The sequence below is a fragment of the Dactylosporangium sp. NPDC051485 genome, from assembly GCF_040682015.1.
GTDB lineage: Bacteria > Actinomycetota > Actinomycetes > Mycobacteriales > Micromonosporaceae > Dactylosporangium.
This window is the reverse complement of the sequence record NZ_JBFAZW010000016.1, coordinates 98,325-113,260: the sequence shown is the minus strand read 5'-3', so window position 1 is coordinate 113,260 and position 14,936 is coordinate 98,325. Positions and strand designations below refer to the sequence as shown.

General features: G+C 70.5%; 15 protein-coding genes. 12 read left to right on the top strand and 3 right to left on the bottom strand.

The features are described from left to right. Entirely contained in the window at positions 1–591 is a 591-nt protein-coding gene (locus tag AB0M46_RS12065; protein ID WP_363335122.1) for a sigma-70 family RNA polymerase sigma factor, read from the bottom strand. Positions 592–1,036: 445 nt separating this feature from the next. On the opposite strand from AB0M46_RS12065, the gene AB0M46_RS12060 reads away from it, so the two are divergent. From AB0M46_RS12060 to AB0M46_RS12015, 10 genes are read left to right on the top strand one after another with little or no spacing between them, the layout of a single operon-like run. Next, positions 1,037–2,239 (top strand): membrane dipeptidase, encoded by a 1,203-nt coding sequence (locus AB0M46_RS12060; RefSeq protein WP_363335120.1) that lies wholly within the window; start codon positions 1,037–1,039, stop codon positions 2,237–2,239. A 5-nt stretch (positions 2,240–2,244) separates the two neighbouring features. Further along, positions 2,245–3,855 carry an ABC transporter substrate-binding protein gene (locus tag AB0M46_RS12055; RefSeq protein ID WP_363335167.1) on the top strand — a complete coding sequence of 537 codons (1,611 nt, stop codon included), beginning with the start codon at positions 2,245–2,247 and terminating at the stop codon, positions 3,853–3,855. Between the two features lie 37 nt (positions 3,856–3,892). Continuing rightward, positions 3,893–4,846, top strand: a complete 954-nt coding sequence (locus AB0M46_RS12050) for an ABC transporter permease (RefSeq protein WP_363335118.1) — start codon at positions 3,893–3,895, stop codon at positions 4,844–4,846. Further along, a complete protein-coding gene (locus AB0M46_RS12045; RefSeq protein WP_363335116.1) occupies positions 4,843–5,718 on the top strand; it encodes an ABC transporter permease in 876 nt (291 codons plus the stop codon). Before AB0M46_RS12050 ends, AB0M46_RS12045 begins: the two co-directional genes overlap by 4 nt. 2 nt (positions 5,719–5,720) lie before the next feature. Then, positions 5,721–6,899, top strand: coding sequence for a Xaa-Pro peptidase family protein (locus tag AB0M46_RS12040; RefSeq protein WP_363335114.1), 1,179 nt, complete (start codon positions 5,721–5,723; stop codon positions 6,897–6,899). Beyond that, positions 6,896–7,747, top strand: coding sequence for an alpha/beta hydrolase (locus AB0M46_RS12035; protein ID WP_363335113.1), 852 nt, complete (start codon positions 6,896–6,898; stop codon positions 7,745–7,747). Before AB0M46_RS12040 ends, AB0M46_RS12035 begins: the two co-directional genes overlap by 4 nt. Beyond that, a complete protein-coding gene (locus tag AB0M46_RS12030) occupies positions 7,747–8,733 on the top strand; it encodes an ABC transporter ATP-binding protein (RefSeq protein ID WP_363335111.1) in 987 nt (328 codons plus the stop codon). The genes AB0M46_RS12035 and AB0M46_RS12030 overlap by 1 nt, the downstream gene beginning before the upstream one ends. Further along, a complete protein-coding gene (locus AB0M46_RS12025) occupies positions 8,717–9,709 on the top strand; it encodes a dipeptide ABC transporter ATP-binding protein (protein WP_363335109.1) in 993 nt (330 codons plus the stop codon). Before AB0M46_RS12030 ends, AB0M46_RS12025 begins: the two co-directional genes overlap by 17 nt. 12 nt (positions 9,710–9,721) lie before the next feature. Then, entirely contained in the window at positions 9,722–10,924 is a 1,203-nt protein-coding gene (locus AB0M46_RS12020; RefSeq protein WP_363335107.1) for a membrane dipeptidase, read from the top strand. Between the two features lie 43 nt (positions 10,925–10,967). Beyond that, complete coding sequence (locus tag AB0M46_RS12015; protein ID WP_363335105.1) at positions 10,968–11,696, top strand: GntR family transcriptional regulator; 729 nt, start codon at positions 10,968–10,970, stop codon at positions 11,694–11,696. 25 nt (positions 11,697–11,721) lie between these two features. Here AB0M46_RS12015 and AB0M46_RS12010 read toward each other — a convergent pair whose 3' ends face one another. After that, positions 11,722–12,339 (bottom strand): helix-turn-helix domain-containing protein, encoded by a 618-nt coding sequence (locus tag AB0M46_RS12010; protein WP_363335103.1) that lies wholly within the window; start codon positions 12,337–12,339, stop codon positions 11,722–11,724. Positions 12,340–12,475: 136 nt separating this feature from the next. Here AB0M46_RS12010 and wrbA point away from each other — a divergent pair, with 136 nt between their 5' ends. Further along, entirely contained in the window at positions 12,476–13,090 is a 615-nt protein-coding gene (gene wrbA / locus AB0M46_RS12005) for an NAD(P)H:quinone oxidoreductase (RefSeq protein ID WP_363335101.1), read from the top strand. Continuing rightward, a complete protein-coding gene (locus tag AB0M46_RS12000) occupies positions 13,087–14,121 on the top strand; it encodes a serine hydrolase domain-containing protein (RefSeq protein WP_363335099.1) in 1,035 nt (344 codons plus the stop codon). The genes wrbA and AB0M46_RS12000 overlap by 4 nt, the downstream gene beginning before the upstream one ends. An 87-nt stretch (positions 14,122–14,208) precedes the next feature. Here the strand turns inward: AB0M46_RS12000 and AB0M46_RS11995 are convergent, their stop codons facing one another. Further along, positions 14,209–14,904, bottom strand: a complete 696-nt coding sequence (locus tag AB0M46_RS11995; RefSeq protein WP_363335097.1) for a dienelactone hydrolase family protein — start codon at positions 14,902–14,904, stop codon at positions 14,209–14,211. Positions 14,905–14,936 lie beyond the last annotated feature (32 nt).

The following is a 14,936-nucleotide window of genomic DNA, read 5'->3' as shown; positions in this document are numbered from 1 at the left end:
CTACTCCTCGCCGGCGCGTAGCGGATTGTCGCCCAATGCGGCCTTGACCTGGCGCCGCGCCCGATGTAGCCGGGAGCGAACTGTTCCCGCCGGGATGCCGAGGGCGTCGGCGACCTCGTCGTTGTTCAGCCCGCCCCACGCGATCAGTAGCAGGACATCACGGTCACCGGCTGACAGGCCGTGCAGCGCAGCGGCGAGCGCCGCCCTGGCGGCCCGAGCCGTTACCTCATCCGCTACCCGTTCCGCATGGCTGTCCTCGTCGAACGGCTCGTCGTACCGGGCGACAGCGCGCAGCCGCGCACCTTCCTTGCGGCGGTACCGGGAGATCTCTTTGGTGAGGATGCCGAACAGCCAGGGCCGGGCGTCGGGCCGGTTCAGGTCGTAGCGAGCGCGGTGGCGGAAGGCCACGGTGAAGGTCTCGGCGACCACGTCATCGGCGACATCCGGCCCGACACGCCGGTAGGCGTAGCTGTACAACGCCGGGGCATGGCGCTCGTACAGCACTGCGAACGACTCCGCTGAGGTCAGCGAGGCCTCCACAGCCTGCCCGTCGGCGAGCCCACCCGCCGACCGCCAGCTCAGCACACCCATCCGTCAACCAGGCCCATCGCATCCGCCTCCCGTCCCCGCAGGAACACACCCCGCACCAGTACTCGCCACTTTGCGGTCAGCGCGTTCACGCCCACAGGGAAACCGGCGGCCGCTGACCGCGCGCCTCCTCCGGCGTGCGGCGGCAAGGGGCCCGGGCTTTGGTCTTAGCAGGCAGGTGGCGGACCGAGCGCCGCTGGCGCTGCGACGAGCCGGGCTGCCGGCTTCGCTCGTTCACCGAGTCGGTCCCGGCGGTGCCGCCGGGAGACGCGTCGGGATGGCGCGTCGATCGAAGTGGGCGGATGCCGCCGGACGAAACACGTCCGTAACAGGTAACGGTCCAGTCACAATGGCTTCCTAACGCGCGCTGCTCTCGCGTACGGTGCCGTGGTCGGAGGTCAGACCTCCGTCCTCAGGCCTTCAATCCGTACCGACGTGAGGTGGATGCGTGCAGGAACCCGCCGCCCGGTATGGGGGTTACAAGTCGTTCGACTATCTGGCCCCCCACGCCGACTACAAGGTGTTCGAGCTGGCCCCGCAGCTGGGCCGGGTGCCCGAGCACGACCTCGGGCTCTCCGACGACCAGCGGGAGCGGGTCGCCCGGCTGCTCCGCGAACACGCCGCGATCTCGTTGCACGAACACCCCAAGATCCTTCCGGCCGATGTCACGCAGCTGCGGGACTACAACCGCACCGGACGCAACGCCTTCGGGTTCGAGGGGCTCGCGCGGTCCGGTCTCACCGCCGTCTTCGACAACTTCATGAACGGCACTGGCTGCGTCACCAGCGAGCACGCCTGGAAGTGGGACGACGTCATCTACGACATCGGGCTGCGCTTCGCCGACGTCGCCAAGCAGGACTACGTGGTGGTGGCGACCACCCTCGACGAGATCTTCGCGGCCAAGCGCGACGGCCGGCTCGCCCTGGTGGCGGGGCTGGAGGCCGCCACGATGATCGAGAACGAGCTGGACCGGATCGACATCCTGTACGGCTTCGGTGTCCGCCAGATGGGCATCGCCTACAGCCAGGCCAACATGCTCGGCAGCGGGCTCTCCGAGGAGCGCGACGGCGGCCTCACCCACTTCGGCCGCCGCGCCGTCGACCGGATGAACAAGCTCGGCATCGCCATCGACATCTCGCACTCCGGCGACCAGACGTCCCTCGACGTGATCGAGGCCAGCCGGGTGCCGGTCTTCATCACCCACGCCGGTTCGCGCACGGTCTGGAACACGCCCCGGATGAAGCCGGACGACGTGATCCGCGCCTGCGCCGAGCGGGGCGGCGTGATCGGCATCGAGGCCGCCCCGCACACCACCCTGTCCGCGAAGCATCCACACCATTCGATCGAATCGGTGATGGACCACTTCACCCACTGCGTCGAGCTGGTCGGCATCGACCACGTGGCGTTCGGGCCGGACACCAACTTCGGCGACCACGTCGGCCTGCACGACAGCTTCGTCGGGCACCTGTCGATCGGTCGGGCCCACGGCGCGGTCGACCACCCGCGCGTGCCGTACGTCTCCGGGCTGGAGAACCCGGCCGAGTGCTTCAGCAACATCGTCGGCTGGCTGGTCCAGCACGACTACTCCGACGACGAGATCGCCAAGGTCATCGGCGGCAACATCATTCGCGTACTTCAGGAGGTCTGGTGAGGAAGATGAGCAAGGCCGCCGTCGCGCTCGGCATGGCGGCCGCCCTGGCCCTGTCGGGCTGCGGGCTCAACGAGGGCAGCGGCTCGACCAGCGGCAGCAGCGGCAGCGACAATGCAGTGCTGCGGATCGGCACCACGACCGACGTCTCCAACTTCAACCCGCTGCAGTCGCTGAGCAAAACCGACTCCTGGATCCTCAACGCGATGTACCCGCACCTGCTGCGGATCGACGAGAACGCGAAGAAGGCGCCGGAACTGGCCAAGGAGTACGGCTACGAGGACGGCGGCAAGACCGCCGTGTTCAAGCTGCGCGACGACTTCGTCTGGACCGACGGCAAGCCGGTGGTCGCCGACGACGTCAAGTTCAGCGCCGAGTCGATCATGAAGTACAAGCTCGGCAACGTCGCCGCCAAACTCACCTGGGTCACGTCGGTCGACGCGCCGGACCCGACGACGGTGAAGTTCCACCTCTCCCAGCCGTACGCGCCGTTCGCCGAGGGCGTCGGGTTCTGGATGTCGGTCGTGCCCAAGCACGTCTTCGAGCCCGCCGGCGACCTGTCGAAGTTCGCCAACGACGCCAACTGGGTCGGCGCCGGGCCGTTCGTGCTGGAGAGCGCCACCAAGGGCCAGCGGTACGTGATGAAGCGCAACGACAAGTACCCGCTCGCGCCCGGCGGCAAGGCGGCCGTCAGCAAGGTCGAGTACCGCATCTACCCGGACGTCAACACGATGATGCTGGCGCTGCGCAACGGCGACATCGACCTGATGGGCACCCCGGTGCCGACGTCCGCGGCGAAGACCTTCCAGGGCGACTCGAAGATCAAGCTGACCAAGGTCGGCGCGCTCGGCTTCGCGCACCTGACGTACAACATGAACAACAAGGACCTGGCCAAGCAGGAGGTCCGGCAGGCGCTGTCGATGGCGGTCGACACCAAGGCGATCATCGCCTCGGTGCTGCAGGGCGACGCGCAGCAGATGGCCGGCCCGATCTCGCCGGTCTTCGCCGAGTACGACAACACCGAGATCCAGCCGTACCCGTTCGACCCGGCCGCGGCGAAGGCCAAGCTGACCGCGGCGGGCTACAAGGACGGCAACGGCGACGGCTTCTTCGACGGGCTGGAGTTCAGCGTCGCCTGCGACCAGTCCAACGCCAACATCACCCGGGTGGTGCAGCTGTTCCGGGAGAGCGCCGAACAGGCCGGCATCAAGCTGAAGAACGAGTGCGTCGAGCGCAACACCTTCCTGAGCCGCACCAAGGAGGGCAAGTACGACATCGACGCGTCGCAGTGGGGCGTCTTCGACAACCCGATGGACCAGCTGCGCAGCACGTACCTGTCCAGCAACCCGGGTGGGATCAACTACAACCTGCTCAAGTCGGATGAGATGGACCGGCTGATCAACGACGCCGCCGGCACCACCGACCACGCGTCCTTCGTCGAGAAGATCAAGAACATCGACAAGGTCGTGCACGAGCAGGCGTACCTGACCCCGCTGTACGTGGAGAACTTCCAGTTCGCCTACAACGCCAGCAAGTTCCAGGGCTTCGCCGCGTCGCCCTCCGATCTGCTCGGCATGGTCACCGCGTACTCGCTCGCCCAGGTCAAGCCGGTCGGCTGACCGGCCGGCACCAGAGAAAGAAGGGAGGGGGTTCCCCGTGGCACGCTTCGTGCTCAACCGGGCGCTCAAGGCCGTACTGACGATCTGGATAGCGATCACCGCGACGTTCTTCCTGCTCCGTCTTCTCCCGGGGGACCCCACGACCCTGATGGTCGAGGGCGACATGACCCCGGAGATGCGGGCCGCCCTGCTCAAGACGTACGGCCTGGATCGGCCGCTGTTCGAGCAGTACGTCGCCTACCTGCGTGAACTGCTGCACGGCAACTTCGGGATATCGTTCCGGCAGATCCAGCCGGTGAGCGACATCCTCCTCGACCGTCTGCCGTGGACACTGCTGCTGGCCGGCACGGCGTTCGTCCTGACCATCGCCGTCGGCATCCCGATCGGCGTGTTCGCGGCGGCCCACCGCGACCGCTGGCCGGACAAGGTGCTGCAGGGCTTCGGCATCGGCGGGCACGCGCTCTTCGTGCCCAGCGTGGCCATGCTGCTGCTGGTCTTCGTCGGTGCCCGGCTCGGCTGGTTCCCGATCGGCGGGGCGATCGACCCCGACACCCGGGGCGCCGCCGCCTATCTCAGCCTGGCCCACCACCTGGTGCTGCCGGTGCTCTCGCTGGTCCTCGTGCAGCTCGGCCCGTACGCGCTGACGCTGCGCACCAACCTGGTCGACGTCCTCGGCGAGGACTACATCCGCGCGGCCCGCGCCCGCGGCCTCTCCGGCCGCCGCCGGCTGTGGAAGCACGCCCTGCGCAACGGGTTCCTGCCCGCGCTGACCTTGATGGGCCTCCAGCTCGGCACGCTGGTCGGCGGCGCCGTGCTCACCGAGACCGTGTTCGCCTACCCCGGGATCGGCCGGCTCATCTTCGAGGCCGTCGGGCAACGCGACTACCCCGTCCTGCAAGGAGCGTTCATCATGCTCGCGATCACCGTCGTGGTTGCCAACGCGCTCACCGACCTGCTCTACGCCGTGCTCAACCCGAGGATCCGGCTGTGAGCGCCCCGCTGCTGACCGAACCGGCGGCGGAGGCGGCCCCCACCGCCAAGCCGGCCTGGCGCGCCTTCCTGCGCCGGCCCTCCGGGTTGCTCGCGGCGACGGTACTGGCGGTGATGGTCCTGGTGGCGCTCGCCGCCCCGCTGATCGCCGGCGAGCCCACCGGCACTGGCACCGACGTGCTCCAGGGCCCCTCGGGCGCGCACTGGTTCGGCACCGACGACCTCGGCCAGGACATCTTCGCCCAGGTGGTCTGGGGCACCCGGACCAGCCTGCTGATCGGCATGGCCGCCTCACTCATCGCCATCGTGCTCGGCACCGCGATCGGACTCGCCTCGGCGCACTTCCGCCCGGTCGACGCCGTCGGCACGGTGATCACCGACGTGATGCTGGCGCTGCCGACGCTGCCCCTGATGATCATGCTGGCCGCGATCGTCAGCCCCAGCGTCTGGACGCTCACCGTGATCATCGGCGTCTTCGCCTGGCCCGAGGTGGCCCGCCTGATCCGCTCGCAGGGCCTGGTCGTCTCGGCGATGCCCTACATCGACGGCGCGCGGGTGCTCGGCGCGAGCGGCTGGCGGATCGTCACCCGCGAGATCCTGCCCGCGGTGGTCCCGCTGATCGTGGTGAGCGTGCTGCTGACCGCGTCGCGCGCGGTCATCTCCGAGGCGGGGCTGAGCTTCCTCGGCCTCGGCGACCCCGACTCCTGGTCGTGGGGCCGGATCCTGCTCAACGCCCAGCGCAGCGGCGTGGTCGCCATCGCCTGGTGGCAGACCCTCTTCCCGTCGCTGGCGATCCTGCTGCTCGTCCTGGCCGCCACCGTGGCCGGCATGCGCTTCAACGACATCCGCGACCCCCGCCGCAACGGAGGCTGACCATGCGCCTGCCCGACAGTTTCTACTCGTCCGTCCGCGCCGAGCTGACCGAGGCACTCGGCGAACGCGACCTCGACGGCTTCCTCGCCACCTCCCCCGCCGACGTGGCGTACCTCTGCGGGTTCTTCTACATCGCCACCGAGCGCCCGGTCTATCTGTGGATGCCGCGCTCGGGCGACCCGCTGCTGGTGATTCCCCGTCTCGACGAGGAGTACGCGGCCCAGCAGCACGTCACCGTCGAGACGGTCAGCTACTTCGAGTACCCCGGCGTGGTCACCGCCGAGCAGACCCTCGCCGCGGCGCTGGCCGGCCGCGGGGCACGCCGGATCGGGGTGGGCGCCGGCGTGTCGGTCGGGGCGTTCCGCGCGCTGTCGACAGCCCTCGGCGACGACACCACCTTGGAGACCACCGACGCGGTGGCCAAGCTGCGACTGCGCAAACGGCCCGAGGAGATCCCGTTCCACGAGGCGGCGGCGCGGATCTGCGACGAGATGCTCGCCGCGGGCCGGGAGCTGATCGCCGACGCGCTGCGCCGGGGCGGCGAACTGCCCCGGGAGGACGAGATCGCCCGGCACGTCATCGGCTACGGCACGGACCGGATGTACGCCGATTACGACCTGGTCGTCTACACCACCAAGCTGGCCGGCGGGCTGGTCTACGCCGGGCCGAACTCGGCGCTGCCGCACGGCCTGCCGACCCGGCGGCGGGTCCGGCCCGGCGACACCCTGATCCTGTCCCTCGGCGCGGCGGTGGCGAGCCGGTTCGTGGAGAGCGAGCGGACGTTCGTGATCGGCGAGCCGACCCCGGAGCAACAGCGCTACTACGAGGCCGACCGGGAGGCTCAGGAGGCCGGCACCCAGGCGATGGTGGCGGGGCACACCTGCGCCGAGGTCAACCGGATCTGCCTGGACGTGCTGCGCGACCAGGGTCTCGGCGACTACATCCGGCACCGGCAGGGCCACGGCATCGGGCTGCAGAACCACGAGCCGCCGTGGGTCGAGGACGGCGACCACACCGTCCTGGCGCCGGGGATGCTGCTGTCCAGCGAGCCCGGGGTGTACGTGCCGGGGCACGCCGGCTACCGCATCTCCGACACGGTGCTGGTCGAGGAGACCGGGCCCCGCCGGCTCACCAGCTACCCCCGCGACCTGGGGTCCAACATCCTCGAGGAGGTTCGATGAGTTTCCACGAGCGGCTGAGCATCAACGGCGCCGAGCTGGTGGTCGAGGCGTTCGGCCCGCAGGACGGGCCGGCGATGATCGTGCACCACGGCGCGCCCGGGCTCGGCTCCCGATCCGAGCCGAAGCGCTCGTTCGGCCCGTTCGCCGACACGTTCCGGGTCATCGTCTTCGACGCCCGGGGCTCCGGCGAGTCCAGCGACCACGAGCCGTTCACCCACGCGCAGTGGGTCGCCGACGTGGACGCGATCCGCGCGTACTTCGGCCACGAGCGCATCGTCATGGCCGGCGGATCGTACGGCGGGTTCATCGCGCTGGAGTACGCGATCGCCCACCCCGACCGGGTCTCGGCGCTCGTGCTGCGCGACACCGCGGCCGACACCGCGCACGACCACCTCGCCGTCGAGCGGGCGAAGTCCACCGACCGGACGGTCATCCCGCAGTGGGCGATCGACCGGATCGGCACCGGCCGGTTTGAGAGCGACGAGCAGCTCCGCGAGTACTGGAAGGCGATCCTGCCGCTCTACGACCACCAGCACGACCCGGCGAAGGACGCCGCGAAGCTGGCCTCGACCCGGTTCCATTACCGGACGCACAACGCGTCCTTCGGGCAGAACATGCCCCGGTACGACCTGAAGCCGAAGCTCCCGGCGATCCCCTGCCCGACCCTGGTCACCGTCGGCCGGCACGACTGGCGCACCCCGGTGGCCGCCTCGGAGACGATCGCGGAGCTGGTTCCCGACGCCCGGCTGGTCGTGTTCGAGCAGTCCGGCCACTCCCCCCAGCTCGAGGAGCCGGAGCTGTTCCAGCGGACCGTCCGGGACTTCCTGGCCGAGGCCGGGGTCGTGTGATGGCGCTGCTGGAGGTCGAGGACCTGCGGGTCAGTTTCCCCGGGCCGGGCGGCACGCCGGTGCGGGCGGTCAACGGCGTGTCCCTCGCCCTGGAGCCCGGGCAGACGCTGGCCATCCTCGGCGAGTCCGGCTCCGGCAAGAGCGTCACCGCGCAGGCGGTCATGGGCATCCTGGACACGCCCCCGGCGCAGGTCAGCGGGTCGGTACGGCTGCGCGGCCGGGAGCTGCTGACGCTGTCGCCGAAACAGCGCGACAAGGTCAGCGGCGAGGAGATCGGCATGGTCTTCCAGGACGCCATGGCCGCGCTGAACCCGGTCTTCACGGTCGGCGAGCAGCTCGGCGAGCTGCTGCGGGTCCGGCGTGGACTGTCCCGGTCGCAGGCCCGGCGGCGCGCGATCGAACTGGTCGACCGGGTGCGCATCCCGGCCGCCAAGGACCGGGTGCGCGACTACCCGCACCAGTTCTCCGGCGGGATGCGGCAGCGCATCATGATCGCATTGGCCATCGCGCTGGAACCGGCCGTACTGATCGCCGATGAGCCGACGACCGCGCTCGACGTCACGGTGCAGGCCCAGGTGATGGAGCTGATCGCCGAGATCCAGCGGGACAGCGGGATGGCGCTGCTGCTCATCACGCACGACCTGGGCGTGGTCGCCGAGGTCGCCGACGACGTGGCGGTGATGTACGCCGGCCGGATCGCCGAGCGGGCCACCGTGGAGCAGATCTTCGCCGGCCCCGCCCACCCGTACACCGAGGGGCTGCTCGCCTCGATGCCCCGGGTCGACCGGCGCGACGAGGAGCTGTACGCGATCCCGGGCGCCCCGCCGAACCCGGCACGCCTGCCGGCCGGCTGCCCGTTCCACCTGCGCTGCCCGCGCGCCGACGACATCTGCCGGGCCACGCTGCCGCCGCTGTCGCCGCTGCCGTCCGGCCGGGCCAGCGCTTGCCACCACCGGGAGGAGCTGCTGCATGCCAGCCACCGATGACCCGGTGCTCCGGGTCGACAAACTGGTCCGGTACTTCCCGGTGAAGGGCCGGCTGCCGTTCACGTCCGGCGGGGTGGTCAAGGCCGTCGACGGGGTGTCCTTCGACCTCCGGCGCGGCGAGACCCTGGGGGTCGTCGGCGAGTCCGGCTGCGGCAAGAGCACGCTCGCCCGGATGCTGGTGGGGCTGGAACGGCCGACGTCCGGCGAGGTGCGCTTCGGTGACGCCGTCGTGCACACCGCGCGAGGCCGCCGGCTGCGGGAGCTGCGCCGGCGGATCCAGATCGTGCTCCAGGACCCGTACACCTCGCTGAACCCGCGGCGGACCGTGCGGGACATCCTGCTGCAGCCGTTCGAGATCCACCCCGACGTGGTGGACCGCCGGCACCGGCTGGACCGGGTCAGCGAGTTGCTCGACCTGGTCGGTCTCGACCCGTCGCTGCACCTCGACCGCTACCCGCACCAGTTCTCCGGCGGCCAGCGGCAGCGGATCGGCATCGCCCGGGCGCTCGCCCTGCGGCCCGACGTCATCGTCTGCGACGAGCCGGTCTCCGCCCTCGACGTATCGGTCCAGGCCCAGGTGGTCAACCTGCTGGAGCGGCTGCAACGCGAGCTCGGCGTGGCGTACGTCTTCATCGCCCACGACCTGTCGGTGGTCCGGCACATCTCGGACCGGGTGGCGGTGATGTACCTCGGCAAACTGGTCGAGACCGGACCAGAGGCGCCACTGTACGACGCGCCGCGGCACCCCTACACCAAGGCGCTGCTGTCGGCGGTCCCGGTGCCGGAGCCCGCGGGCCGGGCCGAACGGAAACGGATCCTGCTCGCCGGCGACCCGCCGAGCCCCGTCAACCCGCCGTCCGGCTGCCGGTTCCGGACCCGCTGCTGGCAGGCGACCGAGACCTGCGCCCACGTCGAGCCGGTGCTGACCGGCGACGGCCAGTCGGTCGCCTGTCACTACCCGCTGCCCGTCCGATAAGGAGAAAGTGCTGTGCTGCAAGAACCCGCGACCCGGTATCAGGGCCACAGGTCCTACTCGTACCTCGAGCCGCACCTCGACTACCAGGAGTTCGACCTGGCGCCGGAGGTCGGCCGGGTGCCGGAACACGACCTCGAGCTCAGCGAGGCGCAGCGGCAGCGGGTGACCCGGCTGCTCACCGAGCACATCGCGATCTCGCTGCACGAGCACCCCGTGGTCCTCCCCGCCGACGTGCGGCGGCTGCGCGCCTACAACCGCACCGCACGCCAGCGGACCGGGTACGAGGGTCTGGCGCGCTCCGGCCTGACCGCGGTCTTCGACAACTTCATGGCCGGCGCTTCCTGCGTGACCAGCGAGAACGGCTGGAAGTGGAACGACCTGATCTACGCGCTCGGGATGCGGATGAGCGACCTCTACAAGCAGGACCACGTGCGGCTGGCCACCTCCGTGGCCGACATCCGGGCCGCCAAGCGCGACGGCCGGCTCGCCCTGGTCGCCGGGCTGGAGTGCTGCAGCCCGATCGAGAACGAGCTGGACCGCATCGACATCCTGTACGGCTTCGGCGTGCGGCAGCTCGGCGTCGCGTACAGCCAGGCGAACATGCTCGGCGGCGGACTCTCCGAGCCGCGCGACGGTGGGCTGACCCACTTCGGCCGGCGCGCCGTGGACCGGATGAACAAGCTCGGCATCGCCATCGACATCTCACACAGCGGCGACCAGACCTGCCTGGACGTGATCGAGGCCAGCCGGGTGCCGGTGTTCATCACCCACGCCGGCGCGCGGTCGGTATGGAACACTGCGCGGATGAAACCGGACGAGGTGATCCGCGCCTGCGCCGAGCGGGGCGGCGTCATCGGCATCGAGGCCGCGCCACACACCACGCTGTCGGGCAAGCACCCGGAGCACTCGATCGAGTCGGTGATGGACCACTTCACGTACTGCGTCGACCTGGTCGGCATCGACCACGTCACGTTCGGCCCGGACACGATGTTCGGCGACCACGTCGGGGTGCACAACACGTACGCGGGAAACTACGCCCACGACAGCGGAAACAAGCCGTCGCACCCCCGGGTGGAGTACGTCTCCGGCCTGGAGAACCCGGGCGAGGCGTTCGGCAACATCGCCGGCTGGCTGGTCAAGCACGACTATTCGGACGACGAGATCGCCAAGGTCATCGGCGGGAACACTCTGCGCGTGCTCGAACAGGTCTGGTAGCGGCTGCCGCTACTACACTCCGTACGGCGGAGAGGTGGGATGAATGGCTCGGCGCGAAACCGCGCTGCAGGCCGCGCAGGTGCAACTGCGCGAGTTGATCGGCAGCGAGTTCCGGATCGGTGACAAGCTACCCAATGAACGGGAGCTGGCGGACCTGCTGGCGGTCAGTCGCGCCACCGTGCGCGAGGTCCTCGGCCAGCTCGCGGCCGAGGGCGTCCTGACCCGCACCTGGGGCGTCGGCACATTCGTGCGGGAGCCGGCCGAACGGGTCCCGGTCTCGATCAGCGACGTCACCGCACTGCGCGACCGCATCACCGCCTCGGGCCACAGCCCGGCCCTCCAGGACGCGGCGGTGAGCCGCACCTCCTGCCCGGACGACTGCGCCAAGATCCTCGGCCTGACGCCCGGCGACCCGGTGTGGCGCGTCGACCGCCTCTTCGCCGTCGACGGGGTGGCCGCGGCCTGGATCAGCGACCACCTCCCGCTCACCGTCGGCGGCCGGGACCTCGACCCGTCGGGCCTGCTCAGCATCGAGCACGACATGTTCGAGTTCCTGGCCGGCGCCACCGGCATGCCGGTCCGCCGCGCCGAGATCGAGTTCGCCGCGGTCCTGGCCGACGAGGAGTGCGTCAGCCGCCTCGGCGTGCCGCTCGGCCACCCCCTGGTGAGCGCCACCCAGATCGGCTACACGGCCGAGGAGCTGGCCCTCTTCCACGGCCACATCACGGTCCGCACCGACGTCCTGACCCTGCGGATCACCCGCGCCGGCTGACCGCGCGTCACGAGCGGTCAGCGGGTCATCCCGCGATCCTGCGCAGGAGGTCGTCGAGGACGTCGGCCAGGCCGGCCCGGATCCGCTCGGCGCCGAGTTGCAGGACCCGGCGCTGGTGGTCGAGCACGGCGGGCTGCAGCAGCGCGAGCAGCACGCTGGCCAGGTAGCGCGCGTCGACCTGCGGGTCCAGCTCCTCCAGCAGCCGCATCAGGTGCAGGTGATAGATGTTGTACGGCCCGCTGCCGTACCCGTCCGAGGCCTTGCGCGTCGCGAGCAGCCGCAGGTCCCACTGCCCCTCCTGCAGATCGAGCAGCGCCTCGAGGAACGCCCGGATGCGCGCGGCCGGTGGCGCGCCCGGGCCCAGGGGTGGCGGGCCGGCGAGAAACGCCTCCTGAAAGCGCACCTCGTGGCTTTCCAGCAAGGTGTACGCCAGGCCGCTCACGTCTCCGAACCGCCGATATGCCGTGCCGACGCCGACGCCCGCCTCCCGCGCCACCTCGTCCAGCGCGAGCCCGGCCACCCCCCGCTCGGCCACGATCCGCTGGGCGGCCTCGACCAGCCGGCGCCGGTTGCGGGCGGCATCGGCGCGCTCGGCCGGCGGCTCATCGATCAGCGGTAGCGGCGCCGGCTTGCGTTCGGTCACGGTCCCCTCCTCCGGCCCGCGGCGGCGGAGCCGGCGTGCGGGCGTTCACAGGACGATCCTCGCATCCCTTGCAACTGGAACTCATTCCACTTACGCTTTCGAGCGTAACCGGAATCGATTCCATTTGGAGGGTTTCATGGGCGCGAAGGTCGCGGTCATCTACTACTCGGCCACCGGCAACGTGCACGCGCTCGCCGAGGCGATCGCGGCGGGGGCCGCCGACGCCGGGGCCGACGTGCGCCTGCGCCGGGTGCCGGAGCTCGCGCCCGACGCGGCGATCGACGCCAACCCGGACTGGCGGGCGCACGTCGAGGCGACGGGCCACGTCGAGATCGCCACGCACGAGGACCTGACGTGGGCGGACGCCTACGCGTTCGGTTCGCCGACGCGGTACGGCAACGTCGCCGCCCAGCTGAAGCAGTTCATCGACACGACGGGCGGGCTCTGGCTGGACGGGCAGTTGTCCAACAAGGCGGCGACGGCCTTCACCAGCGCCGCGAACGCGCAGGGCGGCAACGAGTCGACGCTGCTGGCGCTGTACAACACCTTCTATCACTGGGGCACCTACATCGTGCCGCCCGGCTACACGTCACCGACGGTCTTCGCGGCGCGCGGCAACCCCTACGGCATCGCCCACCCCGGCTCGGAGGGCCGTCCGAGCGAGGCGACCCTGGCGGCCGCCCGCCACCAGGGTGATCGTCTCGCGACCGTGGCCGCGCAACTGCTCGACGTGGATACGATCGTGGCATGAGTGCCGTCCAGGGTTCGGTTGCCCCCGGTTACGAGCCCGTCCGCGACGCGTTCACGCAGTTCGCCGACGAGGAGTCGCAGCTCGCCGTCGTCGTGGGCGGCGAGCGGGTCGTGGACCTGCGCAAGGGCGGCGACGGCGACGCGCTGACCGGCGTCTACTCCGTGACCAAGGGTGCCGCTGTTATCGCCGTGGCGGCACTGGTACAGGCGGGCAAGCTCGACCTCGACGCTGCGGCACGCAGCACGCCGTTCCCATTGACGGTCCGTGAGCTGCTCGGCCATCGCTCCGGCCTGATCGGCGTCGAGGGCGGCCTCACCATCGAGGAGGCCGCCGACGACCAGATCATCGCGCGGCGGCTCGCCACCCAGAAGCCGTTCTGGACGCCCGGCACCGCCTACGGCTACCACGCCCTGGTCATGGGTGCGCTGCTGGACGCCGAGCTGCGGGCGGTCACCGGCCGTTCGGTCCAGCAGTGGTACACCGAGCTGCTCCGCGACCCGTTCGAGCTGGACCTGTGGATGGGCCTGCCCGAGTCCCTGGAGCCGCGCTTCCGCCCGCTGCTGCCGACGCTCGGCCCGGCGTACGCGCCCGAGCCCGGCTCCCTGAGGGCGATCGCGTTCAACACGACCTTCGACCTGCTCGACTTCGGCAATACGCGCCTGGTCCGGGCCCTGGGCCCGGCCTCGGCCGGCGGGGTCGGCAACGCGCGCGGTGTCGCCGGTCTGTACTCGGCCGCGCTCACCGTGCTCGACCCCGCCACGATCACCGAGTTCTCGCGGCCCTACTCGCTGGGCGTGGACCGGGTCACCGAGCAGGCCGACCACTTCGCGCTGGGCTTCGAGCACCTGCGCGCCGACTATCCGTACCTCGGGCCGCGCGCGATCGGTCACAGCGGCGCCACGGGCTCGCTCGGCTGGGCGGACGCGGACGCCGGGGTCGCCTACGGCTACGTCCGGCGGCGCTTCGGCTACCCGGGCCCGGAGAACGTGCCCCTCGGCGCCGCGGTCATGGCGGCCGCGGCGGCGGCCTGACCCTACCCCTACGGGATCATGATCAGGATGCCTCCCGCGCCGGTTCCGTGGCGCCCCGGCGTGGGAGGTCCTTCGGCACGCGGTGCCTCAGATGTGCGCTGCAAGGAATGCCACGGTGCGGCTCCAGGCGGCCATCGCCGATCCAGAGATGTCGGCCAGCGACCCGACGCCGTGGTGTACGAAGCCGTGCGCCTGCCCCTCGTACAGGTGCAGCTCGTGCTCGACAGGTGACTCCTTGTCGAGCCTGGCCCGCAGCCGCTCGACGTGCTCGACCGGCACGAACACGTCGTCACCGGCGAAGATGCCGAGCCACGGACTTTGCAGGCCGGCAACCTCGTCGAGCAGCGCGACCTGCTCGGCGGAGTAGGTGACGCCGGGCAGGAGCAAGGGCTCGACGATGCCGGTGCCGTACAGGCTCACGGCGGACGCGAAGGGCCGGTGCAGGGCACCCAGGAACGCACCACGGCCTCCCCAGCAGAAGCCGATCACGGAGATCTTGTCCGGAGTCAGGCCGCGTGAGGCCAGGTGGGCAAGGGTGGTGTCGATGTCGGCGAGGACATGTTCGTCACGCTCCAGGACCTCGCCGAGAATGCCCAGATCACTGGTCTTTTCCACGGTCAGGTGACCGGTGCGGTGGAACATCTGCGGGCATGCCACGTGCCACCCCTCACCGGCCAGGATGTCGCACATCGCGCGGATCGACGGTCCGATCCCGAAGCCGTCGTGCACGACGAGGACGGCACCCCGCGGGTGTTGCTCCGGCGTTGCCTCGTAGACCTGCATAGGTCCGTCCGCCGTCGACAAGGTAATCATCT